This window comes from Sphingomonas immobilis (genome assembly GCF_030580995.1).
Lineage (GTDB): Bacteria > Pseudomonadota > Alphaproteobacteria > Sphingomonadales > Sphingomonadaceae > Sphingomonas > Sphingomonas immobilis.
On the sequence record NZ_JAUQSZ010000007.1, the window covers coordinates 175,219 to 200,489 of the forward strand.

A 25,271-nucleotide genomic window follows, 5' to 3' on the forward strand; every position below is an offset into this window, starting at 1 on the left:
CTCAGGCGGCGCGGCGCGCGGCCGCCGCGTTGACCTTGGCGAGGCGGGCTTGCAGCAGCCCCGCCAGCACGTCGACATGCGGTGCCTCGAGCATCGTGCGGTGACCGCCGGGGACGATGTGCGCCTCGAACTCGCCGTGGACCTGCGCGCGCCATTCCTTGACGAAATCGAGCACGCCGGGATGATCGTCCGGCTGGAACAGGATCACGTCGCCCTGGTAGACCGGCGGCGTATACCGGCTCGCCGAATGATCCAGCGCGGACTGCATCTTGGGCTGCAGCACGGCCTCGCGCCCCCCCGCCAGCGCGGCGGCATCCGACAGGCCCTGCAGGCGATCGAGGAAGTAGCGCAGGCGCTTGCCCTTTGGCTGGGCGAAGGTCTTGTCGAGGTGATATTTGAACTTCGACAGGAAGAAGCGCACCGCGCCGATCTGCCGCGCGGCGACGGGGTGGAAGGGATGCGCGAGCATCAGCAGGCGAACCTCCTCGCCCTGCGCCTCCATCTCCGAGGCGACGGCGTAGGCGAGGATGCCGGCGGTACACCAGCCGCCGATGCGGTAGGGGCCCTCGGGCTGGACCTGCTTGAGCGTCTTGACGATCAGCTTGGCGGTATCGCGGAAATCCTTGGGCGGCAGGGGCCCTTGCGCCTCGATCACCGCCGCCGTCGACACGCCGAGGAACGGCTGGTCGTCGCCGAGCCGGTCGGCGAGCGGGCGGAAAGTCGATCCGCCGTCGAGCCAGATGATCGGCGGCTGCGAGCCGTGCGGCTGGATGGGGGCGACGGCCGGATTGTCGACCTTGCCCGAGGCGATCACCGCGGCCATGTCGGCAAGGCGCGGGGCCTGGAACAGCGCGGCCATCGGCAGCTTGATCTTGTATTCGGCGTCGATCCGGCGGAGCAGGCGCGCGATCAGCAGCGAATGGCCGCCGAGATCGAAGAAATCGGCGTTGCGCGAGACGACCTCGGTCTTGAGCACCTCGCTCCAGATCTTGGCGAGCTTCTCTTCGGCCGCGCCTTCTAGCGGGACAATGGTGCCGACGACGGGTGCGCCGGGCTCGGGCAGTGCGTGGCGATCGACCTTGCCGTTGGGCGTCTGCGGCAGTTCGGGCAGGACGACGAAGCGCGTCGGGATCATGTAATCGGGGAGGGTGGCCGAGAGCTGCTCGCGCCACTCGGCTATCTCGCCGGTGCCGACGAGATAGCCGCAGAGCGCGCGTTCGCCGCTGGCGTCCGGCCACGCCTTGACTACCGCCGCCGACACGCCGGGGAGGGCAGCGAGCGCGCCCTCGACTTCCTCGATGGCGACGCGGAAGCCGCGGATCTTCTCTTCGTTGTCGGTGCGGCCGAGACATTCGAGCATGCCGTCGGGCCGCCAGCGCGCGAGGTCGCCGGTGCGGTAGAGGCGCTCGCCGGCCACCGTCACGAACTTGGCTTCGGTCAGGTCCGGCCGGCCGCGATAGCCGATGGCGACGCCGCGCCCGCCGATGCACAGCTCCCCGACCGCGCCGAGCGGGCGGTCATTGTCATGCTCGTCGAGGATGCGGATCGTGGTGTTGGCGATGGGCTTGCCGATGGTGATCGTGCCCTCGGGCAGGACGCGCGCGACGGTCGACCAGATCGTCGTCTCGGTCGGGCCGTACATGTTCCACAGTTCGGCGACGCGGGGGCGGAGCTGGTCGGCGAGGGTGCGCGGCATCTTCTCGCCGCCGCAGAGCGCCTTCATGGCCGGAGCGCCCTGCCAGCCCGCCTCGATCAGGCCGCGCCAGGTGGCGGGGGTGGCCTGGAGGATGCTGGGCTTGAGCCGCTCGACCATCTCGGCGAGGGCGATCATGTCGGTCGCGGTCTCGCGCGTGGCGAGATGGACCTTGCCGCCGGTGACGAGCGGCAGCCAGATCTCGAGCTCGGCGATGTCGAAGGAGAGCGTGGTGATGGCGAGGATCGACGAGCGCGGCGCGACACCGAGGCTGTCCTCCATGCCGACGAGGAAGTTGGTGAGCGCGGCATGCGGGATCTCGACGCCCTTGGGCTTGCCGGTCGAGCCCGAGGTGTAGAGCACATAGACCGGCGCCTCCGGGTCGAGCGCGGGCGGCGTGAACGCCTGTGCCGGCCAGTCGCGCGCGAGGTGCAGCAGAGGCGCAGCATTTTGCGGCAGGACGTGTTCGGTCGAGGGCTCGCACAGGATCAGCGCGGGCTCGGCGCTCTCGACGATGGTGGCGAGGCGCGCGGGCGGGAAGCCGGGGTCGAGCGGGAGATAGGCCGCGCCGGTCTTGGCGATGCCGAGCATAGCCGCGATCATCCACGGCGTGCGTTCGACCGACAGGCCGACGAGCTGGCCGGGGCCGACGCCGCGCGCGTTCAATTGATAGGCGATGGCGTCGGAGCGCTGCGCCAGATCGGCATAGGTCCAGACCGTGCCGTCCTGCGCGATCACCTGCGTGGTCGGTTCGGACGCCGCGCGCTGCGCGACCCACTCCACAACGCTGTCGTAAGGGATGTCGCGGCGCGTTTCGTTCCAGCCATTCTCCTGCGCGCGTTCGGCGGGATCGACCATCGGCAGCGCGGCGAGCGGCGTGGCGGGATCGGCAGCGACGCCGTCCAGCAGGCGCAGCCAGTGATCGGCCATGCGTTCGATGGTGACGGCATCGTAGAGTTCGGTCGAATATAGGAAGCGGGCATGCATCCCGCCCTCGGGGCGCTCGTCGAGTTCGAGATAGAGGTCGTATTTGGCCGCGCCGACCGTCACGTCCATCTGCGTGAGATCCCAGCCGGCAGGGAAGGGATCCACCGGCGGCTCGATCGAGAAGAGCGTGTTGAACAAGGGATGCGTGCCGGTGCCGCGCTTGATGTCGAGCGCGCGGAGCATCTTGTCGAACGGAATGTCGCTGGCGCCGAGCGCACCGATGACGCTGCGCTTCACCTGCGCGAGATAGTCGCGGAAGACCGTCTTGCCGGCGGGGCGGCTGCGGATCGCGAAGGTGTTGAGGAAATAGCCCATCAGCGGCTGCAGCTCGGGGCGGCGGCGCGTGTCGGTGACGCCGCCGACGATCACGTCCTCGTCGCCGGTGTAGCGGTAGAGCATCGCCTTGTAGCCGGCGAGCAGCACGGCGTAGAGCGTCGCGTTCTCGGCGCGGGCGATCTCCTTCAAGCGCTCGGTGAGATGCGCCTCGATCTCGAACACGTGCATCGATCCGGCATAGGTCGGCAGCGCCGCGCGCGGGCGATCGCCGACGATCTCGAGACGCGGGATCGGCTCCACGAGCTGCTCGCGCCAGAAGGCGAGCTGCGGCTTGTAGGCCTGCTCGGTTTCGAGGCCCGCCTGCCAGACAGCATAGTCCGCGTACTGGAGCGTCGGTTCGGGGAGCGGCGAGGGCAGGCCCTGCTCATAGGCATCGACCAGCTTCGACAGTTCGGGGACCAGCGTCTTGTAGATCGAGACGCCGTCGAAGATGACGTGGTGCAGCGTGAGGTAGAGGCGGTGATCCTCCTCGCCCATCCTGACGACGCGCGCGCGGAACAGCGGCGCGCGGTCGGCCGGAATCGGTTCGCGCGCATCCTCGGTGGCGAGGCGGACGGCCTCGGCATCGCGCTCGCCTTCGGGGAGATGGCTGATGTCGATGATACGCAGGCTGATGTGTTCGCTCGGCGCGACTTCCATCACATAGTCGCCGCCCACTTCGACGATCGCCGAACGCCAGACGGCGTGGCGGCGGACGACCTCGGTCAGCGCCTTTTCCAGCGCCTGATGATCGTACGGGCCCCAGCGGTGAATCGTGATCGATTCGTTGTAGAGCGGCATCTCCGGCGCCATCTGCGCGTGCAGCCAGAGCTGGTTCTGCTCCGCCGTCAGCGGGATGCGTGCCTCCGGGGGGCGCACCGGGATCGGCGCTGGCGCGGCGGATGCCCTGGCGGCATCGCCGGCGAGCATCTTGGCAAGGAGTTCCCGACGCGCGGCGGCGGCGTCGATCTTGGCGGGCATGTTCATCCGAAGGTCACTCGCAGGTTTTTGAGGCCGCGAAGGCCGAGGTTCGCACGCCATTCGAGCTTCTGCTCGGGGAGCGCGAGGTTGGGGAGGCGGGTCAGCAGGGCACGGAACGCGACCTTGCCCTCCATGCGGGCGAGCGGCGCACCGAAGCAGAAATGCGCCGCCCAGCCGAACGCCATGTGGCGATTGTCGGCGCGGCGGAAATCGAGCGCGTCGGGATCGGCGAAGCGTTCCGGGTCGCGGTTGGCGGCGGCCATCACCGCCATCACCGGTGTGCCCTTGCGGATGAGCTTGCCGCCCATCAGCGTATCCTCGGTGGCGATGCGCGAGGTGTGCTGCGACGGCGATTCGTAGCGCAGCAGTTCCTCGATCGCGCTCGGCATGATCTCGGGATCGGCATCGCGCAGTTCGGCGAGCTTCTCGGGCTGGCGGAATAGCGTGAGCATGCCGCAGCCGATGAGGTTGGTGGTGGTCTCCTGCCCGCCGACCATCGTGACGATGGCGTTGGCGATGACCTCGTCCTCGGTCAGTTTCTGGCCGTCGATCTCGGCCTCGACCAGCGACTTGACGAGGCCGTCCTTGAGGCTGCCCGAGCGGATCGCGTGGCGGAAATAGGCGGACATATCCTCGGTCGACTTCAGCACCTGCGCGATGCCGTCCGGATTGTGCGAGAAATTGCCGAGCATCTGCGCATAGTCGGCGGACCAGGCCTTGAGCTGGGCGTGATCCTCCTCCGGCACGCCCATCAGGTGCGCGAAGACGATCGACGGGAAGGGCTCGGCGAAATCGGTGAGGATATCGATCTCACCGTTGGGCAGCGCCTTGTCGATCAGGCGGTTGGCGACCTCGTTGACCATCTCGTCGAGCAGCTCGACGCGGCGCGGCGTGAAGGCGGTCGAGCAGAGTTTGCGCAGGATCGTGTGGTTGGGCGGATCGAGGAACAGCATCTGCTTGACCATCACGTTCGCGATCGGCTCGATCGAGCCGAGGCCCATCGCGCGCATATGTTCCGGCGAGGGCGTGCGATCGGCGGACATGCGGTGCAGCACGGCGTGGACGTCCGAATAGCGGGTGACGACCCAGCTGTGCAGATACGGATCCCAATAGACCGGATCCTCCTCGCGCAGTCGCATGTAGAGCGGATACGGATCCGCCAGCACCGCCGGATCGAGCAGACGGAACAGGCTGAGCGAGGGATCGGATACGGGCTTCGTCGCCATTATGCCGAGAGCCTCGCGATATCCTCGTCGCTCATCGATTCGATCTTGGCGAAGATCAGGTTCTCGACGACCTCGGCGAGCTTCGCGACGGTCGGCGCTTCGAACAGGTGGAACAGCGAGAGGTCGATGCCGAAGGCGTCGCGCGCGCGGATGATGACCTGCGTACCGAGCAGCGAGTGGCCGCCGAGCAGGAAGAAATCGTCGTCGACGCCGAAGCCCTTGTGGCCGAGCACGTCGCTGATGATCTCGAACAGGCGCTGCTCGGTCGGGGTCGAAGGCGCGCGCGCTTCGGTGCCTTCGATCATCATGCACGTAAGCGGATCGGGCAGGGCGCGGACATCGACCTTGCCGTTGGCCGTGAGCGGCATCGTTTCGAGATGCGCGAAGTGCGTCGGGACCATGTAATCCGGCAGCGTCTCGGCCAGCGCGGCGCGCAGGCTTCCGGCGGTGGTGTCCGAAGCGGGCACGACATAGGCGACCAGTTCGCCGTCGCGGACGACGACGTGGCTGGAGGCGACGTCCGCCAGCGCGCCCAGCGCGGCAGTGACTTCGGCCGGCTCGATGCGGTGCCCGCGCACCTTCACCTGGCCGTCGACGCGGCCGAGGAACTGGTATTCGCCGCTTTCAAGGCGCAGCGCGAGATCGCCGGTCAGGTATAGGCGGCCATATTCCTCATGCACCGCGAACTTGCGCTCGGTGAGCGCTGCGTCGCCGCGGTAGCCGCGCGCGACCTGCGCGCCGCCGATGCAGATCTCGCCCGCGCAGCCGGGGGCGACGTCGTTGCCCATCGGATCGAGCAGGTGAATCGTGGTGCCCGCGATCGCACTCCCGATCGCGGGCAGCCCGGCGCCATCGCTCGCGACGACACCCGAGGTCGCGACGACGGTGCATTCGGTGGGGCCGTAATTGTTGACGAAGGCGAAGCGCTGGCCCGCCTTGGGGCGCACCGTGAGCTTGTCGGCGCCGGTGAGGAGTACGCGCAGCGCGGCGTCGGTAGGCCAGTCCATGCGGACGAGCGGCTCGGCGAGGGCGGTCGGCGCGAAGGCGACCTCGACGCGCTGCGCGACCAGCCAGTCCTTCAGCGCGTGCGTGTCGAGTCGGGTCGCGTCGTCAGCGAGAACGAGCGTGCCGCCCGCCGCCAGCGTGGGCCACACTTCCCATGCCGCCGCATCGAAACCGAGCCCGGCGAGGTGCGATGAGCGCGTGCCCGCCGTCACCGCGAACGCTGCATTGTGCCAGTCGACCAGCGCGGCGAGATTGTCGTGGCCGACCTCGACCGCCTTGGGCTCGCCGGTCGAGCCCGAGGTGAAGATGACATAGGCGAGATCGCCGGTCGCAGGCGGCATCGCCGTGCCGCGCGCGTCGGGGGCGACGACGGGCGTCTCGCCGGCGATGTCGCCCAGATCGGTGATGATCGCCGAGCAATCGGCGCGCGCGACGAAGCTCGCGAAGCGTGCCTGCGGCCAGGCGGGATCGAGCGGGAGATAGCCCGCGCCCACGCGCCACGCGGCGAGCAACGCGGTGATCTGTGCGATCGAGCGCGGCAGGCAGACCGCGACGAGCGAGCCGGGGGTGACGCCTGCGGTGACGAGCGCGCCGGCGAGACTGCTCACCCGTGCGTCGAGATCGGCATAGCTGATCGTGCCTTCGGGTGCTTCGATAGCCGTCGCAGAAAGCTGCGCATGTCGCGCGACACGCAGGCTGATGGAGGACGGCAGCACATTCGCTGTCGCTGTCTGGTCACGCATTCCGGTCTCCCAAGTTGCGCACACCAAAGCAAAAAAACGTGAGTTATCCCTTAAGGTCGATTGCCGGCCTGTGTCTGAAAGTCGATTTTTCCACATTCCGTCGAAATTTGTCGCTAACGCCCGTGGAAGGGAGCGAACGGCGCGATACAGCGGCTGTTCACGCAGAAAATCGCATCGGTTCCGGGTTCGCGCATGGCGAGCCCGAAACCCTTTGACTGGTGAGGCAGGCTTTGTTGAATACCAAGACGTTACGCGGGAGCGCGCTGGTCGGCCCGGCTGGCTTGCTGATGCTGGCACCCCTGGTGACGGGTGCAGCCGAAAGCCCGAGCGTGCTGCATATCGACTTCACCAACCTGCGCACCGCCAAGGGCGTGGTGCATCTGGACGTATGCACCAAGGCGCAGTTCCTGAAGGAATGTCCCATCTCGGCCGATACGCCGTCGAAGATCGGCGGCGTGCGGCTGACGGTGAAGGGCCTGCCCGCCGGCACCTATGCGATCCAGGCGTTCCTCGACGAGAACGGGAACAAGAAGGTGGATCGCGGTTTGTTCGGCATGCCGAAGGAAGGCGTCGGCTTCTCGAACGACGCCAAGATCACCTTCGGCCCGCCGAGCTGGAAGGACGCGGCGTTCACCACCAACGGCGCGGAGCAGACCATTCACATCAAGATGCGCTATTTCCTCGGCGGCGAGAATCCGCGTTAAGTGATCGCGAATTTCATCCTCGGGCTGGTCGCGGCCAGCGTGCGGCGGCCCGTGGCCGTGGCGTTGCTGTGCCTCGCGCTGACGGCGGGCGCGATCGCCTATGCTGCCGGCAATTTCGCGATGACGACCGACACGGCGGCGCTGATCTCCCCGCAGGTCGACTGGCGCAAGAACGAGCAGGCGGTGGAGAATGCGTTCCCGCATCTGAAGGATTCGCTGCTGATCATCGTCGATGGCGAGACGCCCGAGCTGGCGGAGAGCGCCGCTACGAAACTGACCGAGCGGCTGACGACCGACACGAAGCAGTTCCGGCGCGTGGCGCGGCCGGATGGCGGCGCGTTCTTCGCGCGCGAAGGGCTGATGTTCGGATCGACCGAGAGCGTCCGCAAGGCGACCGAGGCGCTGATCAAGGCGCAGCCGCTGCTGGGGCCGCTGGCGCGCGACCCGTCGCTGCGCGGTGTGGCGCAGGCGTTCGGCACCGCGCTGACCGGGGTGGAGCAGGGCGAGGCCAAGCTCGCCGATCTCGACAAGCCGATGAAGCGGCTGGGCGATGCGCTCGACACGTCGCTGAGTGGCAAGACGGCGTATTTCTCCTGGCAGGAATTGATGGCGGAGCCGGGCAGCGGGCTCGACGCGCCGAAGCGCAGGCTGATCCTCGTCCAGCCCAAGCTCGACTATAACTCGCTGAAACCCGGCGAGGATGCCGTCGCCGCCATCGCCGCGCACGCGAACGCGCTCGGCCTCGACGCGGCGCACGGCGTTTCCGTGCGGTCGACCGGCGAGGTGCCACTCAACGACGAGGAGTTCGGCAGCCTCGAGGAGAATATCGGCTTCGTCGGCGCGGTGATGGCGCTCGCGATGCTGGTGACTTTGTGGTTCGCGACGCGCTCGGCCAAGATCGTCGCGGCGATCGTGCTGTCGATCGTGGCGGGGTTGATCGTCACGACCGCGCTCGGTCTGCTGGCGGTGCGCGAACTGAACCTGATTTCGGTCGCGTTCATTCCGCTGTTCGTCGGGCTGGGTGTGGATTTCGGCATCCAGATCAGCGTGCGCTTCAATGCCGAGCGGCTGGAGGGGCTCGACTATGCGCCCGCGTTGACCGGGGCGGCGACCGCGCTGGCGGCACCGCTGGCGCTGGCGGCGGGGGCGGTGTTCCTCGGCTTCGGGGCGTTCCTGCCGACCGATTATATCGGCATCACCGAACTCGGCATCATCGCCGGCATCGGCATGATCGTCGCGCTGCTGCTGAGCGTGACCTTGCTGCCCGCGCTGCTGATGCTGTTCCGGCCGGGTGCGCCGCGACGCGAAGTGGGGTTCAAGGAGGCCGCGCCGGTCGACCGCTGGCTGCACACGCATCGCAGGCATGTGCTGTGGGCGTTCGCGATCTCCATGCTGGTGTCGGTCGCGCTGCTGCCGTTCGTGCGTTTCGACTTCAACCCGCTGCATCTGCGCAACCCGGATATGCCGGCGATGCGGGCGCTGGGCGATCTCATCAAGGATCCGCTGCGCACGCCCAACACGATCAACCTGCTCGCCGCGAATCCGCAAGCCGCAAAGACGATGGCGGCGCGGCTGGCGACGCTGCCCGAGGTCGCCGAGGCGATCACGCTCGACAGTTTCGTGCCCGAAGACCAGCCCGCCAAGCTCGCGCTGCTGCAGGATGCGGCGCTGCTGCTCGATCCGACGATCAACCCGTTCGACATGGCGCCCGCGCCGAGCGATGCGGAGAATGTCGCCGCCTTGGCGTCAACGGCGGCACAGTTGCGCAAGGTGGGCACGGGCGACGCCACCGCGCTGCGGCTGGCGGGCGTGCTGGAGCGGCTCGCCAAGGCACCGCCGTCCGCGCGGGCGAAGGCGAGCGAGGTCGTGGTGACGCCGCTCGGAACGATGCTCGATCAGGTACGCGCGCCGCTGACCGCCGAGGCGGTGACGCGCGAAACGCTGCCGCCCGAGCTTTCCGGCGACTGGCTGGCGAAGGACGGGCGTGCGCTGATCCAGGTGTTCCCGAAGGGCGACAGCAACGACAATGCGGTGCTGCGGCGTTTCACGAAGGCGGTGCGCGCGGTCGCGCCGACCGCGTCGGGCTTGCCGGTGGCGACGCAGGAGGCGGCGGGGACGGTCGCTTGGGCGTTCGTCGAGGCCGGACTGCTCGCGCTGGTGCTGGTGAGCGGGCTGCTGTTCGTCGTGCTGCGCGATGCGAAGGAGGTCGCCTTCACGCTTGCGCCCGTCGTGCTGTCGGGTTTCCTGACGCTGGGGAGCTGCGTGCTGATCGGGCAGCCGATCAACTTTGCCAACATCATCGCCTTCCCGCTGCTGTTCGGCGTCGGCGTTGCGTTCCACATCTATTTCGTGATGGCGTGGCGGGCGGGTGCGACCGATCTGCTGCAATCGAGCCTGGCGCGCGCGGTGCTGTTCTCGGCGCTGGCGACGGGCAGCGCGTTCGGCAGCCTGTGGCTGTCGGCGCATCCGGGGACTGCGAGCATGGGCAAGATCCTGATGATCTCGCTGGCCTGGACTTTGGTGTGCGCGCTGATCTTCGAGCCCGCGCTGCTGGGGCCGCCTAGGGGTTCGAAGGTGCCGACGAAGCGGGGGGCGCCGGAACCGGCGTGACGGTGGGTGCCGGCTGCTGCACGGCGGCCGGGTCTCGCAACGGATCGGCGAGCGGATCGCCGCTGGCGGGGGCGGCTGCCGGATCGGCGGGCATGTCCACGGCGTTCGGCGGAGACGCCTGCGGATCGGTCGGCGTATCGCCCGACGCGGCGGCGGGGGCTGCCGGATCCGCCATCGGATCGTTGAGCGGATCGTCGAGCGGGCTCGCCGTCTTGCCCTCGCCGTGGCGCAGTTCGTAGATCGTCGCTGCGCGCGTCTGCAGGAAGGCCGAGCGCAGGGTCGCATAGGGATCGACCGCGCCGTCCAGCAGCACCTTGAGATCGCCGTCCGCCTCGGATCGCTGATCGAGGCCGGTCACGACGCCCTGTGTGATCTGATAGCGCGCCTGATCGAAGAAGAAGCCGACCGAGGCGGGCAGCACCAAGCCATCGACCGGCCCGCTGGTGAGATCGCGAAAATCGGTCGGCCCGACGAAGGGGATGAACAGATACGGTCCCGGTCCGATGCCGTAGCGGCCGAGCGTGTTGCCGAAGCCGTTGTCATGGTGCGGCAGGTCGAAGCCTTTGGTCTTGGCGACATCCACGAGGCCGCCGACGCCGATCGTCGAATTGACGGCGAAGCGGCCGAACGTCTTGACCGCGCGCTTCGGCTTCAATTGCAGGATGTCGTTCACGAACACGATCGGCTCGCCGACGTTCGAGAAGAAATGCCGGATGCCGCCGCGCACGATCTTCGGCACGACCGTCTTGTACGCCATCGAGACCGGGCGGAAGAGGATGCGGTCGAGGAACTGATGGATACCGAACAGCCCGCGATTGAGCCCTTCGAGCGGATCGCCCTTGGTATGCGCGTGCTTCGTCTTGACCGGCTTGTCGACGGCCACCGTGGGTTCGGCGGGAACGGTGAGCGTCGGGCGCACCGGTGGCGGCGCGACCGCCTGAGCCCCCGCGACCGACGGGGCCATCAGCGCCGCGGCGAGCACGTAGCGGCTCGCCCATCGATCGACCGACCTGCGGATCAGCGCGCTGCCTTGGCGGCGAGCTGATCGAGATGCGTGACGAGCGCCTTCGCGCCGCCCTTCGCCAGCACGCCCGCAAAATCGGACCGGCGCGTCGCGAGCTGGCTCACCGAATTGTTGTAGAACACGTCGATGATCTTCCACTGGCCGCCGCTTGGCCGCAAGCGATAGGCGAGGGTGGCGCCGTCGCCCTTTGGCACGTTGAGCCGCGTCTTCACCATCTTGTCGGTGCCGCGTGTCTCCACCTTGGGATCGACCGCGAAGCTCTCGCCACCAAAATCATTAAAGTTGCCGGCATATTGAGAGATCGTCAGCTTGCGGAAAGCGGCGACGAGCGCGGCCTGATCGCCCGGCGCGGTCGTCGTCCAGGCGGGGCCGACCGTCAGGCGCGTCATCAGCGGGATGTCGAAGCTGCGGTCCACCACTGCACCGATCTTCGCCGAACGGCCCGCGAAGCCCAATGCCTTGCCGCCCTTCATGATGGCGAGCAGGCCGTCATCGAGCGCCTGAACCGGCGCAACCGCTTGTTCCTGCGCCGCAGCAGGTGCCGCCACCGCGATGAGCGCGACAGGAGCCATGAGACGGGCGAGGGCGGACATCTTGATTTCCATCATTACTCTCGAATCTACACTCTTCCGCACGCTATTTAGGTACGCGGCGGCCCGATACTATAGGTGTGCGATTAGCACAAACGGCTGACGCCTGGCTGAACGGTTCCACCATGCTCCCGTTCCGCAGTGCAGCACATTGCCCTTTTTCCGCTTCAATTTTCGGGCAGGGTCACTAAATTGATCGGCTTCCCGGGGGCGGCGGCGTATGGCGAACGGCCATTCACGGCGTCGAGCTAACGATAAAGACCGTGGTCGAAAGGACGTCGCCTTGCGAGTAATATTGGCCAACCCGCGCGGATTCTGCGCTGGCGTGGTACGGGCGATCGAGATCGTGGAGCGCGCGATCGAGCGTTACGGCGCGCCGATCTACGTCCGCCACGAGATCGTCCACAACAAGCACGTCGTCGACAAGCTGCGCGGCAAGGGTGCCGTGTTCGTCGAGGAATTGTCGGAGGTTCCGGCCGGCGCGATGACGGTGTTCAGCGCGCACGGTGTCGCGCGGACGGTGGAGCAGGAGGCGCAGGCGCGCGGGCTCCCCGTGCTCGACGCGACGTGCCCGCTCGTCACCAAGGTGCATCTGCAGGGCCGTCGCTATGCCAAGGCCGGGCGGACGTTGGTGATGATCGGCCATGAGGGCCATGCCGAGGTGATCGGCACGCGCGGGCAGATCGACGCGCCGGTGCATCTGGTGCCGACCGCCGCTTCGGTCGCCGATCTCGACATCCCCGACGATGCCGAGGTCGCGTACATCACGCAGACGACGCTGAGCGTGGACGATACGCGGTCGATCATCGCAGCGCTGGGCGCGCGCTTCAAGAATCTGATCGGGCCCGACGTGTCCGAGATTTGCTACGCCACGCAGAACCGCCAGACCGCCGTGCGCGACCTGTGTCGCGTCGTCGATCTACTGCTGGTGGTGGGGGCGGAGAACAGCTCCAATTCCAGCCGCCTGCGCGATCTCGGCGCGGACGAGGGCCTGCCGAGCTATCTCGTCGCCGACGGCAGCGCGATCGATCCGGCGTGGTTCGATGGCGTTGAGACCGTCGGCCTGACGGCGGGCGCGTCCGCCCCCGACGAACTGGTCGACAGCGTGATCGAAGCGCTTCGCAAGCTCGGGCCGGTCGAGGTCTCGCAGCTCGACGGCATCGAAGAGACGCTGGAATTCGGACTGCCGCGTGAGCTAAGGGAAACGACCCCTGCGCCGCGCGCGATGGCGAACTAGGACATATTGCTATGACTCTTCCGCTTCCCGCCCTTGCGCGCATCGGCGCCTACACGCTCAAGAAGCACATCTCGGGCGGCAAATATCCGCTCGTTCTGATGCTCGAGCCGCTGTTGCGCTGCAATCTGGCATGCCCCGGCTGTGGCAAGATCGATTATCCCGATCCCATCCTCAACCAGCGCATGAGCTATGACGAGTGCATGGACGCGATCGACGAATGCGGCGCGCCCGCCGTTTCGATCGCGGGCGGCGAGCCGCTGCTTCACCGCGACATGCCCAAGATCGTCGAGGGCTATATCGCGAAGAAGAAGTTCGTGATCCTCTGCACCAACGCGCTGCTGCTCAAGAAGAAGATCAAGGATTACAAGCCGTCGCCCTTCTTCACCTGGTCGATCCATCTCGACGGTGACAAGCAGATGCACGACCATGCCGTCGATCAGGATGGCACCTATGAGGTCGCGATCGAGGCGATCGAGATGGCCAAGGCGGCGGGTTTCCGCGTGCAGATCAACTGCACCGTGTTCGACGGCGCGGAGCCGCAGCGGCTGGCGTCGTTCTTCGACAAGATGAAGGAACTGGGCGTCGAGATCACGCTGTCGCCCGGCTATTCCTACGAGCGTGCGGCCGACCAGGAGCATTTCCTCACGCGCGAGCGTACCAAGAATTTCTTCCGCGACGTGTTCAAGCTCGGCGACGGCGGCAAGGCGTGGGACTTCACCAACTCGCCGCTGTTCCTTGATTTCCTGGCGGGCAACCGCAGCTACGAATGCACGCCCTGGTCGATGCCGCTGCGCACCGTCTTCGGCTGGCAGAAGCCGTGCTACCTCGTCGGCGAGGGCTATGTGCAGACCTTCGCCGAGCTGATGGAAGGCACCGACTGGGACCAGTACGGCGTCGGCAAGTACGAGAAATGCTCGAACTGCATGGTCCATTGCGGCTTCGAAGGTACCGCCGCGAGCGAATCGATCCGCAACCCGCTGGCGATGTTCAACATCGGCCGCAAGGGCGTGCGGACGGACGGGCCGATGGCGGCCGACATCGACATCTCGAAGGCGCGCAAGGCCGAGGACGTCCACTCGACTCACGTCGAGCGCGAACTGGCGAAGATCAAGGCGGCCGACCCCGAGGGGTTCAAGCGGGTTCAGCGGGCGGCTTGATAACTGTTGATAAGATGATATCGTGCCGTTGATGGAGATGGCACGATGATCAGCGCTGATCTGGGACGGCAACTCGAGGCGTTCGTTTCGCAACTCGTCGAGACGGGGCGGTACAATTCCAAAAGCGAGGTACTGCGCGAAGGCGTCCGCCTCATTCAGGATCGCGAGACGCGCCTTGCGGCGCTCGACGTGTCGATCGCGCGCGGGCTGGCCGATATCGACGCGGGGCGGACGCGGCCAGCAGGCGAGGTGTTCAACCGGCTCGAAGCCAAATATCGAGCGCTGGCGAGTGATAGCGAGTGATCGTTCACCTCTCGGCATCCGCCGAGCGTGATCTCGAAACGATCGCGGACTTCATCGCGCAGGACGATCCCCGGCGGGCAATCAGTTTCATTCGCGAACTACGGGAAAAATGCCTCAACCTCGCTGACCTTCCGACAGGTTTTCCGCTGGTCCCTCGCTATGAGGCCGAGGGCGTGCGCAAGCGCAGGTATGGCCGATATCTTATTTTCTACCGGGTCGATTCGTCGCGCGTGTTCGTGCTGCACATCCTGAACGGTGCGCAGGATTACGACACGATCCTGGGCGCGGAGGTCAGCGAATAGCCGGTCCAGCAGGCGGCTTTGCGCCGAAGAACGAGTCCTTCGGGCTGTAGTGCATCGAGAGCGCGACGCTCTCGATCGTATCTTGCAAGGCTTGGAAGGCGCGCGCGGCATCGCGGCCGGTGCGGATGAGAGCGGGGAGTTGCGCCGGGTCGCGCGCCAGCGATTTCAGTACCGCGCCGAGCGCCATGCTGCCATCGGAGTTCATGCCGACCAACGCCGCCGGGGGCAGGACGTGGTCTGCGGCATCGGAAATCGTGCGGATTATCGCAAAGGGCAAAGCGTGACGCTCGGCTATGCGCGCGGCGATGTGCGATTCCATGTCCACCGCAATCGCCCCGGTGGTCGCGCGGAGATGACGCTTCTGCTCGATAGTCGCGGCAATGGTATCGCTTCCGACGATCGTGCCGACGACCGCCCACGGCAGAAGATGTCGCAGCTTCTCAACGGTCCGCTCGCTTTCGCGAGGAAACGGCGCTGGTGTGGTTCCAATCACGATGTCCCCGGGCTTCAGCGAAGGATCGAGCGCGCCTGCGATCCCGACCGACAGCAGAACCTCGACGGTTTCGCCCGCGATTGCGGCCTCCAGCTTCGCCTCAAGCCCTGCCGCGTCGCCACCGCCGGGAATGACGAGGAAGTCTTCGCGCTCAATAATCTTCGCCTCGCGCTTCAAGCCGCAAGCGACGAGGATCGTCACATCCCCACCGCCACGCGCCGCGTGTTGCCGCGCTTGAGGTTGCGGTAGCGGGCCATTGCCCAGAGCGGGAAGTATTTGGGGTAGCCGTGGTAGCGCAGGTAGAACACGCGCGGGAAGCCGCCGCCGGTGTACATCTCCTGCCCCCACAAGCCGTCCGCGTCCTGCGTCGCCGCGAGGTGCGCGACGCCGCGATCGACCGCCGTCAGATCGACCTCGCCCGCCGCCATCAGCGCGAGCAGTGCCCAGCCGGTTTGCGAGGCGGTCGAGGGGGCGGGGGTGTAGGTCTTGTAGGCGAGGTCGTAGCTGTCGCAATCCTCGCCCCAGCCGCCGTCCACGTTCTGGATCGACACCAGCCACGCGACCGCCTTGCGCACCATCGGCGACTGCGGGTCGACGCCCGCCGCGTTCAAGGCGCACAGCACCGACCAGGTGCCGTAGATGTAGTTCACGCCCCAGCGCCCGAACCAACTCCCGTCCGCCATCTGCTCGCGCTCGAGGAAGCCGAGTGCTTCCTGCATGCGCGGCGAGTCGAGATTCTCGCCGAGTTGGCCGAGCATCGACACGACGCGCGCCGACACGTCGCTGGTGGCGGGATCGAGCAGCGCGCCGTGATCGGCAAAGGGGATGTTGTTGAGGTAATGGTGATGATTGTCAGCATCGAACGCGCCGAAGCCGCCGCCCTTGCTTTGCAAACCGACCGTCCATTCGACGCCGCGATCGATTGCCTCGCGGTAATCCGCGCCGGATCGCGCCTGCGCCCGGTCCATCGCCATGACGACGACGGCGGTGTCGTCGAGATCGGGGTAATGCGCGTTGTTATACTGGAAAGCCCAGCCGCCGGGGCGTACGTCCGGTCGCTGCTCTGCCCAGTCGCCCCTCACGTCGAGCACTTGCAGCGGCTTGAGCCACGCGAGCGCGGCATCGGCGCGCGCCTCGTTGTCCTCGCCGCCCGCCTCCAGCATCGCATGGGCGGCCAACGCGGTGTCCCAGACGGGCGAGACGCAGGGCTGGCAATAGGCCTCGTCCTCCTTCACGACGAGCAGATTCTCGACCGATTTGCGCGCGATGGCGCGGTGCGGATGATCCTCCGCATAGCCGAGGCAGGCGAACATCATCACGCTGTTCGCCATCGCCGGATAGATCGCGCCGAGCCCGTCCTCTCCGTTCAGCCGCTCGACGGTGAAATCGACGCATTTCCGGACCGCGTGGGCACGTAGTTTGCCGGGCCAGAACCGATCGACGCGCTTCAGCACGACATCGAGCCCGTTGAAGAAGATCGTCCAGCCGCGCTTGGTGCCAGCCGCCTTGCTCTCGGGCGGTTTCGCCACGCCGGTGTAAAGCTCATCGACCTTCACGTCGCTTTCGTTGACCGCAACCGGCTTCTTTGCGGCGAGCACGAGCAGCGGCACGATCACTGTGCGCGCCCAATAGGCCATCTTCGAGAGGTGTATCGGGAACCAGCGCGGCAACAGGATCAGTTCGACGGGCAGCGTCGGCACCGCCTTCCACGGCCCCGCATCGAACAGCGCAAGCTGGATGCGTGTAAAGACGTTGGTCGCTTCCGCCCCGCCTACCGCCAGGATCGCCGCGCGCGCCGCCGCCATGTGCGGGGCGTTCACGTCGTCGCCGATCATCTTGAGCGCATAATATGCCTTCACGCTCGCGCTGACGTCGAACGCGCCGCCGTGAAACAGCGGCCAGCCGTGATGCGTGCCCTGGATACGGCGGAGGTAGACGCCGATCTTGCGTTCGATCTCCACGTCGCGCGGCTCGCCGAGATAGTGCCGCAGCAGCACGTATTCTGCCGGGATCGTCGCGTCGGCCTCGAGCTCGAACACCCAATGCCCGTCGGGCTGTTGCGCGGCGGCGAGGGCGGCGGCGGCGCGATTGGTCGCGGCATCGGCGAGCGCGACGAGATCGGTCTTGGGTTCCAACAGGGTTGCCATGCGCGAGGCCTATAGCAGAGCGGCGCTGCCCGCCAAGCGCGCGGCGGTGACGCCCGAGCGCAAAGCGCCTTCGATCGTCGCGGGCAGGCCGGTCCGCGTCCAGTCGCCGGCGAGGAACAGGTTGCGCCAGCGCGTCTTGGCGGGCGGGCGCTTCGCCTCCTGCGCGGGCGTGGCGGCGAAGGTCGCGCGCTTTTCCTTCACGATCTGCCACGCGGGCCGTTCCGGCGGCAGGCCGTGGATGGCGGCGATATCGGCCCAGAAGGCGCGCGCGAGCGTCTCGCGGTCGGTGTCGATCATGCGGTCAGCGGCGCTCACCGTTACAGAGATGCGATCCGGGAAGGCGAAGATCCACTCCGCCGCGCCGCCGATGACGCCGATCATCGGCGGCGTACCGGGCGGCGGCGCGAACGCGAAGTGCGCGTTGACGATCGCGCGGAAATCGTCGGGGGCGGTGAGACCGGGCAGCAGGTCGGTCGCGACCCAGGGCGGCACCGCGAGGATGACCGGCTCGCCGGGCGCGATATCTTGTATTCCGCTCGCGAAGTTTAGCGCGCAAACGCGGTCGCCATCGAAGTCGATGCTCCGTAGGCGCTGGCCGAGCGTCACTTTGGCGTCATGGCGGCCGAGCCACGCCAGCGCCGGATCGACGAAGGCGGCCGCCAGCGTCGGCTCGGCGATCCGCGCGCGCATCGCCTTGCCACCGCGCCCCAGCGTCTGCGCGATGATCGCGGCGGCGAGCGTCGCGTCGCCCTCGGCGGGGGCGGTGTTGAGCGCCGCCAGCAGCACCGGATCGAGCAGCCGGTCCCACACCACGCCGCCCGGATCGATCCGGTCGGCGACGGTCTGGCCCGGCGCGCCGGTGGTGAGGCCGGCGAGGCGGATATAGTCGCGCGCCCTCGTGCCCGGCACGCGCCGCGCCTTCGAGAAGATCCACCACGGGATGCGGCCCTCGTTCGGGCGGAAGTGCCAGCGCTCGCCCGAGATACGATCGACGAAGGCGAACTCCGCCGTATCGGGACCGCTCAGCCGGTCGCCGGCACCGATGACGCCGAGATAGTGCGCTACGGCGTCGTTGCCCGACAGGACGAGGTGATTGCCGTTGTCGATCGTCCGTCCGAGTTGCGGATCGTGATAGCTGCGGCAGCGCCCGCCCGCCTGCGCCGCGCCGTCCGCCACCGACACCGCGAAGCCCGCGCGCGCCAGCTCGACCGCGGCGGACAGCCCTGCCATCCCCGCACCGATCACATGCGCGCGCCTCAACGGAACAGCCAGAGCCTCAGCGCGGTGAGGATCAGCGCGGGCTTGTTGGTGCGGATGCGCGTGCGCGGGCTCGTCCACCCGGCCTTTTCCATGCGTGACAGGATCGGCGCATAGACCGCCGCCATCAGCCGCGGCGCGATGAGATGGCCCTTGGGGCGGCTGGCGAGGATGCGGTTGGCCTCGGCGAAATGCGCCTGCGCCTTCGCCGCGAGCGGGCGGCAGGCGGCGTCGATATTGGGATGGTTTACGACCTCCAGCGGCGTCGTGAAGACGATACCGGCGGCGGTGAGATGCTCCTCCGCCAGATAGACGCGGCCGATCGCCGCATCCTCGTCCACGTCGCGCAAGATGTTGGTGAATTGCAGCGCGCGGCCGAGATGATGCGACAGCGCGACGCCGGGCTCATGCTCCATGCCGAAGATCTTTACCGACAGGCGGCCGACGGCGGAGGCGACGCGGTCGCAATAGAGATCGAGCGTCTCGAACGGCACCCAGCGGATATCGGCGGCGACGTCCATCGCCATGCCGTCGATCACGGCGAGGAAATCGGCCCTCTCCAGCCCGAAGCGCCGCACGGCTTCCGCCACCAGCGCGGCCTGGCCGGGGTCGCTGCCGGCGTAGAGCGCCTCGATATCGCCGCGCCAGCGGTCTAGTTGCCGCGCGCGTTCGGCGCGGTCGCCGATCTTGTGCTCGTCGTCGGCGATGTCGTCGACCGCGCGGCAGAAGGCGTAGACGGCGTACATCGCTTCGCGCTCGGCCTTGGGCAGCACGCGCATGCCGGCGTAGAAGCTGCTGCCCGAGACCTGCGACTGCAGCGACGCCGGAGTGTTGTCGAGATTCATCGGCGGAACACCAGCCGCGCGATGGCGGCGGAGGCGGCGAGGCCGAGCATCTCGACTTTGCCGTGATGGACCTTTTCCGAAAGCGGGTCGCGCATTTTCAGCCGCGCAGTGAGGCTCTCGGCGAGGCGCTGGATCACTGCGACCTCGACGGACAAGCGTAGATCCTTGACCGTACCGGCAAAGCCGCGCGAGGTGGCGAGCAGCCCCTCGGTCCGGGTCGCAAGATCCGTGATGGCCGCACGCAATTGCGGCGAGGCCTTGTCGGGTCCGAGGTGCTCCAGCGACGTGCCATGTTCGGCGAGGATATCGAGGGGCAAGTACACGCGGCCGATCGCGCGGTAATCCTTCCCGCAATCCTGCAGGTGATTGATGACCTGCAGCGCGGCGCAGAGTGCATCGTTGGCGGGCCAGGTGTCGCGGCTCTCGCCGTGGACGTCGAGCACGTAGCGGCCGACCGGCATCGCCGAATAGCGGCAATAGTCGATCAGCGCCTCCCAGTCGTAATAGCGGTCGATCGTGCAGTCGCGCTCGAAGGCGGTGAGCAGGTCGAGTGCGTGGACGGGATCGAGCCGGTACGCCGCCATCGTCTCGCGCAGGGCGACCGAGTTGGCGTCGGCGTCGCTTCTGCCCTCGATCGTCGCGCGCATCCCGCCGAGCAGCGCCAGCTTCTCGTCGGCGGAGGCGGTGGCGTGGTCGGCCACGTCGTCGGCGGCGCGGGCGAAGCGGTAGAAGGCCATTACCGGCGCGCGGTGCTGCGGCTTTAGGATCGCCGAGGCGACCGGGAAATTCTCTTTCGTGTGATCCTTGCCCGAGGCGAGGTCCGTCGCTTGATGGGGGAGGGGCGCGTTCATGCGTGCAGGTCCGCTTGGGCGCGGCCCTTCCACATGCCGCCGCGCCCGCGCGCGTGCTGCCACGCCGACAGCAAAGTGCAGCCCGCATAGAAGCTCGCGATCAAGGGCAGCGCCAGCCCCCACAGCGGCGAGCGGCGGTAGAATCGCAGCATCGGTTGAAACGCGAGTGCCATCAGAAGCCAGACCAATATCCCACCCGCCTGCGCATAGCCGCGCGCGAACACCGCCAGCAAGGGCGGCGCGAGATAGGTCAGCGCGAGGCCGATGGTGGTGCCCGCCAGTATCAGCGGATTATAGCCGAGCTGCGCATAGGCCGAGCGCGAGATCATCGCCGCAACCGAGGCCCAGGTGTCGTAGACGCGGATGCTCTGCGCGCGATTGGTGAGGCCGAGCCAGATGTCGCCGTGCCGCTTCATCAGCGCGCCGAATGCGCAATCGTCGATCAGCGCGCCGCGCACCGCCGCGATCCCGCCCGCACGTTCCAGCGCCGAGCGCTCGACCAGCATGACGCCGCCCGCCGCCCCGCCGAGGCCGCGTCCGCGCCGGTTCACGGTCGCGAAGGGGTAAAGCATCGCGAAGAACCACACGAAGGCAGGGATCAGCGCCTGCTCGGCGAGGCTTTCGCAACGCAGGCGGGCCATCAACGAAACGAGCACGCGGCGATCGCCGGTCGCGCGCGCGACGAGGCTGCGCAAGGTATCGGTCGCGTGGGCGATGTCGGCGTCGGTTAGGAGGAGATAGTCGGTCGCGCCAGCAGCCGCGATGCCCTGCGACACAGCCCAGAGCTTACCGGTCCATCCTGGGGCGAGCGGTGCGCCGGGGAGGATGGTGAGCCGGTCGGAACCCACGTCGCGGGCGATGCGCGCGGTGCCGTCGCTGCTGCCGTCATCGACCAGGATGATGCGGAAATCGCCGGGATAGTCCTGCGCGGCGAGGCTGGAGATCGAGCGCGCGATCACCTCCGCCTCGTCGCGGGCCGGGACGACGGCGGTGACGGCGGGCCAGACCGGCGGATCGGGGGGGAGGGCACGCGTATCGTGCTCCCGGTTCAGCCAGAACCAGTCGCGTGTCAGCAATATGCCGAGCCAGATCGCCAGCGTGACGGCGGCGAGCCAGATCATTTCAGCACCCCCGCGTCCCGGAACCAGGCGATCGCATCGGCCAGCGCCTCGACATGCGGGCGCGCATGATAGCCCAGCTCAGCTTCCGCCTTCGCGCTGGAATAATACATCGCGTGGCTCGCCATCTTGAGCGAATCGATCGTCAGAAAGGGCTCCTTGCCGGTGATCCGCGCGAGGCCCTCGTTGATCCACGCCAGCGGATACAATGGACCACGCGGCAGCGCGACGGTCGGGGCCTTGCGTCCGACCAGCGCGGCAATCTCGCCCAGCATCGCGCCGAGCGACACGTCCCGTCCGCCGAGGATGTAGCGTTCGCCGATGCGGCCCTTCTCGAAGGCGAGGCGGTGGCCCTCCGCCACATCGTCGACGTGAACGAGGTTGAGGCCGCTGTCGACAAAGGCGGGCATCTTGCCCGACGCCGCCTCGATGATGATCCGTCCGGTCGGCGTCGGCCGCACGTCGCGTGGGCCGATCGGGGTGGAAGGGTTGACGATCACGGCGGGCAGCCCCTCGGCCACCATCGCCTCGACGAGCCGTTCGGCGACGACCTTGCTGCGCTTGTACGCGCCGACCGCCTGTTCGGGCGTCGCCGGCCGCGTTTCGTCTGCGGGGCCGGTATCGTCTGGCAGGATCGTCGCCACGCTGCTGGTGTAGACGATGCGCTCGACCGCCGCCGCCCGCGCCGCGTTCATCACGATGCGGGTGCTGGCGAGATTATTGCGGACGATCTCCTCCGGGTCTGGTGCCCAGATGCGGTAGTCGGCGGCGACGTGGAAGAGGTGCCGCACCCCCGCCACCGCGCGCGCCATTGCCGCTTCGTCACGCGCATCGCCCTCGACAAGCTCGCCCGGAAAATCGCCGAGATTGGCGCGCGGACTTGTCGCGCGGACGAGGCCGCGCACCTTCCATCCGTCCGCCGCCAGCCGCCGCGCCACCGCCGATCCGACGAAGCCGGATACGCCGGTGACGAGCACCAATCCCTGCCTGTCGATCGCTTCCGTCATGCGCGCACCCTCTACACCAAAGCATGGCCAGAGGAAGGCGCTGACATTGTGCGTATCCATCGCTAATAGCGTTGCCGATGAGCGGGATTGGGGCGATCTTGAGCTGGGCCGCGACGGTGCTGGCATGCATGGCGTTCGGCTATACCGTCGCCAGCTTGATCGTGTTCCTGCTGTTCTTCCAGCGGCGCTCGGCGATCGCCTCCGCGCCGGGAGCCGTAACCATTCTCAAGCCCTTGCATGGTGCGGAGCCGCAACTCGAAACCAATCTGGTGAGCTTTCTCACGCAGGATTATGCAGCCCCCGTGCAATTGCTGTGCGGAGTGCAGCGCGCCAACGATCCCGCCATCGCCGTGGTCGAATCGCTGCGGCGGCGTTTCCCGGAGGCGGACATCGAGCTGGTCGTCGATGGCGCACGGCACGGCTCCAATGGCAAGGTCTCGAACCTCATCAATATGGCACCGCGCATCCGCCATGACGTGACGCTGCTGAGCGACAGCGACATCTTCGTGGAGCCGGATTATGTCCGGCGCGTGCTCGCTGCTCTGCAAGCGCCGGGTGTCGGTGCGGTCAGCTGCGCCTATTACGGTCGCGGCGACGCCGGCATCTGGTCACGGCTCGGCGCGGCGGGGATCAGCTATCAGTTCCTGCTCAACCTTACCTTCGGCGTCTACACCGGCCTGGCCAAGCCGTGCATGGGCTCCACCATCGCGCTGCGCCGCGGCGAGATCGAGGCGCTCGAGGGTTTTCGAACCCTCGCCGACGTGCTGGCGGACGATTATGCGATCGGCGCGGCGATCCGGGCCACAGGGCGCGACGTGGTGGTGCCGTCCATGCTCGTCGGCCATGCCTTCGACGAGCGTAGTCTGGCCGGGCTGTGGCGGCATGAGCTGCGCTGGGCGGCGACGGTGCGCGGCACCGGCCTTGCGCGCTACATGGGCACGGTGATCTGCATGCCGCTGCCGCTCGCGCTCATCGCCTGCGTTTTCGCGCCGTTGCCGGGCTTCGGCCTTACGCTTGCCGCATTGCTGGTGCGGATAGCGGTTGTCCTCACCGTAGACCGGAAGGTAGGGGAGGCCGCCGCGCCGCTGTGGATGTTGCCGTTGCGCGATATCATGAGCTTCGCGGTTTATGTTGCCAGCTTCTTCGTCCGCTCGGTTGATTGGCGCGGCGCGGAACTTAAAATAGATCATCACGGCCAACTCGTTCGGCCCCCGGAGATTTCTTAATGATGCGTACGCTGTTCCTTCAGGCTCCCTCTTTCGACGGGTATGACGGCGGGGCCGGCGCGCGCTATCAGATGAAGCGCGAGGTGAAGTCCTTCTGGTATCCGACCTGGCTCGCGCAGCCTGCGGCGATGATCGAAGGCTCGAAGCTGATCGACGCACCCGCGCACGATCAGTCGTGGGAGGACATCGCCCACGAATTCGACACGCGCGACCTCGTCATCCTCCACACCTCGACGCCGAGCTTCAACCAGGACATCCGCACCGCGCGCCTCATTAAGGAGCGCAACCCGAAAATCCTGATCGCCTTCGTCGGCGCCAAGGTGATGATCGAGGACAAGGCGAGCCTGGAGGCATGCGAGGCGATCGACCTCGTCTGCCGCGAGGAATATGATTTCACCTGCGTCGAACTGGCCGAAGGCCGGCCGCTGGCGGAGATCGACGGCATTACCTGGCGCGCGCCGGACGGATCGATCGTGCGCAACAAGGACCGCGCGCAGATCGAGGACATGGACGTCCTCCCGATGGTCTCGCCGATCTACAAGCGCGACCTGGATTCCACGAAATATTTCGGCGGCTATCAGCGCCACCCGTACGTCAGCTTCTACACGGGGCGCGGGTGCAAGAGCCGTTGCACTTTCTGCCTGTGGCCGCAGACGATCAGCGGGCATCGCTATCGCCACCGCTCGGTCCCGAAGGTGATCGAGGAGGTGCAGTATATCCTTGCCGAGATGCCCGAGGTGAACGAGATCTTCTTCGACGACGATACGCTCGCCGATGCGCATGATTTCGTCGTCGAGCTGTCGGGCGAGCTCCGCAAGCTCGGCTTCGGCACGCCCGGTTTCCGTGTCACCTGGGGCTGCAACGCCAAGGCCAACGTCCCGCAGCCGGTGCTGAAGGCGATGAAGGAAGGCGGCTGCCGCGTGCTGCTCGTCGGCTACGAAAGCGGCAACCAGCAGATCCTGCACAACATCAAGAAGGGCCTGCGCACCGATGTCGCGCGGCAGTTCACCAAGGACGCGCATGCGCTCGGCCTGACGATCCACGGCACCTTCATCCTCGGGCTCCCCGGCGAGACGCTGGAGACGATCGAGGAAACGATCAACTACGCCAAGGAGATCAACCCGCACACCATCCAGGTGTCGCTGGCGGCGCCCTATCCGGGCACGTTCCTCTACAAGCAGGCGATCGAAAACGGCTGGTTCGACAATTCGAACGAGCTGCTGACCGACGGCGGCAACCAGATCGCGCAGCTTTCGTATCCGCACCTCTCGTCGGCAGTGATCTTCGAAAAGGTCGAAGAGTTCTACAAGCGCTTCTACTTCCGCCCCAGCAAGATCTGGGAGATCGTGCGGGAAATGCTGACCGATTGGGACATGATGAAGCGCCGCCTGCGCGAGGGCGTCGAATTCTTCGACTTCCTGCGGCGTCGCAAGGAAGCGGTGTAAGCCTT

General features: G+C 67.2%; 20 protein-coding genes. 8 read left to right on the plus strand and 12 right to left on the minus strand.

Annotation, left to right across the window (positions count from 1 at the left end; all coding sequences use genetic code 11):
* Position 1: 1 nt before the first annotated feature.
* Genes Q5H94_RS11930 through Q5H94_RS11940 form a run of 3 tightly spaced genes read right to left on the minus strand, consistent with a single transcriptional unit; the run spans position 2 to position 6,950 of the window.
* Complete coding sequence (locus tag Q5H94_RS11930; RefSeq protein WP_304561490.1) at positions 2 to 3,982, minus strand: non-ribosomal peptide synthetase; 3,981 nt, start codon at positions 3,980 to 3,982, stop codon at positions 2 to 4.
* Positions 3,979 to 5,202, minus strand: a complete 1,224-nt coding sequence (locus Q5H94_RS11935) for a cytochrome P450 (protein ID WP_304561491.1) — start codon at positions 5,200 to 5,202, stop codon at positions 3,979 to 3,981. Before Q5H94_RS11935 ends, Q5H94_RS11930 begins: the two co-directional genes overlap by 4 nt.
* Positions 5,202 to 6,950: a non-ribosomal peptide synthetase gene (locus Q5H94_RS11940; protein ID WP_304561492.1), complete on the minus strand. Its 1,749-nt coding sequence runs from the start codon at positions 6,948 to 6,950 to the stop codon at positions 5,202 to 5,204. Before Q5H94_RS11940 ends, Q5H94_RS11935 begins: the two co-directional genes overlap by 1 nt.
* Positions 6,951 to 7,183: 233 nt before the next feature.
* Between Q5H94_RS11940 and Q5H94_RS11945 the strand changes: the two genes are divergently transcribed.
* On the plus strand, positions 7,184 to 7,654 hold the full coding sequence (locus Q5H94_RS11945) for a DUF2141 domain-containing protein (protein WP_304561493.1): 471 nt from the start codon (positions 7,184 to 7,186) through the stop codon (positions 7,652 to 7,654).
* Positions 7,655 to 10,264, plus strand: coding sequence for a hopanoid transporter HpnN (gene hpnN, locus Q5H94_RS11950; RefSeq protein WP_304561494.1), 2,610 nt, complete (start codon positions 7,655 to 7,657; stop codon positions 10,262 to 10,264).
* Here hpnN and Q5H94_RS11955 read toward each other — a convergent pair.
* Together Q5H94_RS11955 and Q5H94_RS11960 are read right to left on the minus strand one after the other, a co-directional pair.
* Positions 10,215 to 11,246 (minus strand): MlaA family lipoprotein, encoded by a 1,032-nt coding sequence (locus tag Q5H94_RS11955; RefSeq protein WP_304561495.1) that lies wholly within the window; start codon positions 11,244 to 11,246, stop codon positions 10,215 to 10,217. The genes hpnN and Q5H94_RS11955 overlap by 50 nt on opposite strands.
* A gap of 35 nt (positions 11,247 to 11,281) precedes the next feature.
* Positions 11,282 to 11,881, minus strand: a complete 600-nt coding sequence (locus tag Q5H94_RS11960) for an ABC transporter substrate-binding protein (protein WP_304561496.1) — start codon at positions 11,879 to 11,881, stop codon at positions 11,282 to 11,284.
* Between the two features lie 280 nt (positions 11,882 to 12,161).
* Between Q5H94_RS11960 and ispH the strand changes: the two genes are divergently transcribed.
* The 4 genes from ispH to Q5H94_RS11980 are packed head-to-tail and all read left to right on the plus strand — an operon-like array spanning position 12,162 to position 14,877.
* Positions 12,162 to 13,115 (plus strand): 4-hydroxy-3-methylbut-2-enyl diphosphate reductase, encoded by a 954-nt coding sequence (ispH, locus tag Q5H94_RS11965; protein ID WP_304561497.1) that lies wholly within the window; start codon positions 12,162 to 12,164, stop codon positions 13,113 to 13,115.
* An 11-nt stretch (positions 13,116 to 13,126) separates the two neighbouring features.
* On the plus strand, positions 13,127 to 14,272 hold the full coding sequence (gene hpnH / locus Q5H94_RS11970) for an adenosyl-hopene transferase HpnH (protein WP_304561498.1): 1,146 nt from the start codon (positions 13,127 to 13,129) through the stop codon (positions 14,270 to 14,272).
* 45 nt (positions 14,273 to 14,317) lie between these two features.
* Positions 14,318 to 14,575 carry a type II toxin-antitoxin system ParD family antitoxin gene (locus Q5H94_RS11975; RefSeq protein WP_304561499.1) on the plus strand — a complete coding sequence of 86 codons (258 nt, stop codon included), beginning with the start codon at positions 14,318 to 14,320 and terminating at the stop codon, positions 14,573 to 14,575.
* A complete protein-coding gene (locus tag Q5H94_RS11980; protein ID WP_304561500.1) occupies positions 14,572 to 14,877 on the plus strand; it encodes a type II toxin-antitoxin system RelE/ParE family toxin in 306 nt (101 codons plus the stop codon). Before Q5H94_RS11975 ends, Q5H94_RS11980 begins: the two co-directional genes overlap by 4 nt.
* Here Q5H94_RS11980 and Q5H94_RS11985 read toward each other — a convergent pair.
* The 7 genes from Q5H94_RS11985 to hpnA are packed head-to-tail and all read right to left on the minus strand — an operon-like array spanning position 14,867 to position 22,595.
* Positions 14,867 to 15,571 (minus strand): phosphorylase family protein, encoded by a 705-nt coding sequence (locus Q5H94_RS11985; RefSeq protein WP_304561501.1) that lies wholly within the window; start codon positions 15,569 to 15,571, stop codon positions 14,867 to 14,869. The genes Q5H94_RS11980 and Q5H94_RS11985 overlap by 11 nt on opposite strands.
* On the minus strand, positions 15,568 to 17,517 hold the full coding sequence (shc, locus tag Q5H94_RS11990) for a squalene--hopene cyclase (RefSeq protein ID WP_304561502.1): 1,950 nt from the start codon (positions 17,515 to 17,517) through the stop codon (positions 15,568 to 15,570). The genes Q5H94_RS11985 and shc overlap by 4 nt, the downstream gene beginning before the upstream one ends.
* Before the next feature lie 9 nt (positions 17,518 to 17,526).
* Positions 17,527 to 18,777, minus strand: coding sequence for a hydroxysqualene dehydroxylase HpnE (hpnE, locus tag Q5H94_RS11995; protein ID WP_304561503.1), 1,251 nt, complete (start codon positions 18,775 to 18,777; stop codon positions 17,527 to 17,529).
* Positions 18,774 to 19,619 carry a presqualene diphosphate synthase HpnD gene (gene hpnD / locus Q5H94_RS12000; RefSeq protein ID WP_304561504.1) on the minus strand — a complete coding sequence of 282 codons (846 nt, stop codon included), beginning with the start codon at positions 19,617 to 19,619 and terminating at the stop codon, positions 18,774 to 18,776. The genes hpnE and hpnD overlap by 4 nt, the downstream gene beginning before the upstream one ends.
* Complete coding sequence (gene hpnC, locus Q5H94_RS12005; RefSeq protein ID WP_304561505.1) at positions 19,616 to 20,470, minus strand: squalene synthase HpnC; 855 nt, start codon at positions 20,468 to 20,470, stop codon at positions 19,616 to 19,618. The genes hpnD and hpnC overlap by 4 nt, the downstream gene beginning before the upstream one ends.
* Positions 20,467 to 21,591, minus strand: coding sequence for a glycosyltransferase (locus tag Q5H94_RS12010; RefSeq protein WP_304561506.1), 1,125 nt, complete (start codon positions 21,589 to 21,591; stop codon positions 20,467 to 20,469). Before Q5H94_RS12010 ends, hpnC begins: the two co-directional genes overlap by 4 nt.
* Entirely contained in the window at positions 21,588 to 22,595 is a 1,008-nt protein-coding gene (gene hpnA, locus Q5H94_RS12015; RefSeq protein WP_304561507.1) for a hopanoid-associated sugar epimerase, read from the minus strand. Before hpnA ends, Q5H94_RS12010 begins: the two co-directional genes overlap by 4 nt.
* Before the next feature lie 77 nt (positions 22,596 to 22,672).
* Here hpnA and hpnI point away from each other — a divergent pair, with 77 nt between their 5' ends.
* Both hpnI and hpnJ read left to right on the plus strand, forming a co-directional pair.
* Positions 22,673 to 23,821 (plus strand): bacteriohopanetetrol glucosamine biosynthesis glycosyltransferase HpnI, encoded by a 1,149-nt coding sequence (gene hpnI / locus Q5H94_RS12020; protein ID WP_304561508.1) that lies wholly within the window; start codon positions 22,673 to 22,675, stop codon positions 23,819 to 23,821.
* Positions 23,821 to 25,266: a hopanoid biosynthesis associated radical SAM protein HpnJ gene (gene hpnJ / locus Q5H94_RS12025; RefSeq protein WP_304561509.1), complete on the plus strand. Its 1,446-nt coding sequence runs from the start codon at positions 23,821 to 23,823 to the stop codon at positions 25,264 to 25,266. Before hpnI ends, hpnJ begins: the two co-directional genes overlap by 1 nt.
* The last annotated feature ends 5 nt before the right edge of the window (positions 25,267 to 25,271 follow it).

Excerpts from the sequence above, each read along its gene's own strand:
- hpnH (WP_304561498.1), top strand. The coding sequence starts at position 13,127 with ATGACTCTTCCGCTTCCCGCCCTTGCGCGCATCGGCGCCTACACGCTC.
- Q5H94_RS11940 (WP_304561492.1), bottom strand. The coding sequence starts at position 6,950 with ATGCGTGACCAGACAGCGACAGCGAATGTGCTGCCGTCCTCCATCAGC.
- shc (WP_304561502.1), bottom strand. The coding sequence starts at position 17,517 with ATGGCAACCCTGTTGGAACCCAAGACCGATCTCGTCGCGCTCGCCGAT.
- hpnD (WP_304561504.1), bottom strand. The coding sequence starts at position 19,619 with ATGAATCTCGACAACACTCCGGCGTCGCTGCAGTCGCAGGTCTCGGGC.
- hpnJ (WP_304561509.1), top strand. The coding sequence starts at position 23,821 with ATGATGCGTACGCTGTTCCTTCAGGCTCCCTCTTTCGACGGGTATGAC.
- Q5H94_RS11935 (WP_304561491.1), bottom strand. The coding sequence starts at position 5,202 with ATGGCGACGAAGCCCGTATCCGATCCCTCGCTCAGCCTGTTCCGTCTG.
- Q5H94_RS11975 (WP_304561499.1), top strand. The coding sequence starts at position 14,318 with ATGATCAGCGCTGATCTGGGACGGCAACTCGAGGCGTTCGTTTCGCAA.
- Q5H94_RS12010 (WP_304561506.1), bottom strand. The coding sequence starts at position 21,591 with ATGATCTGGCTCGCCGCCGTCACGCTGGCGATCTGGCTCGGCATATTG.
- hpnC (WP_304561505.1), bottom strand. The coding sequence starts at position 20,470 with ATGAACGCGCCCCTCCCCCATCAAGCGACGGACCTCGCCTCGGGCAAG.
- hpnA (WP_304561507.1), bottom strand. The coding sequence starts at position 22,595 with ATGACGGAAGCGATCGACAGGCAGGGATTGGTGCTCGTCACCGGCGTA.
- hpnI (WP_304561508.1), top strand. The coding sequence starts at position 22,673 with ATGAGCGGGATTGGGGCGATCTTGAGCTGGGCCGCGACGGTGCTGGCA.
- Q5H94_RS11960 (WP_304561496.1), bottom strand. The coding sequence starts at position 11,881 with ATGTCCGCCCTCGCCCGTCTCATGGCTCCTGTCGCGCTCATCGCGGTG.
- Q5H94_RS11930 (WP_304561490.1), bottom strand. The coding sequence starts at position 3,982 with ATGAACATGCCCGCCAAGATCGACGCCGCCGCCGCGCGTCGGGAACTC.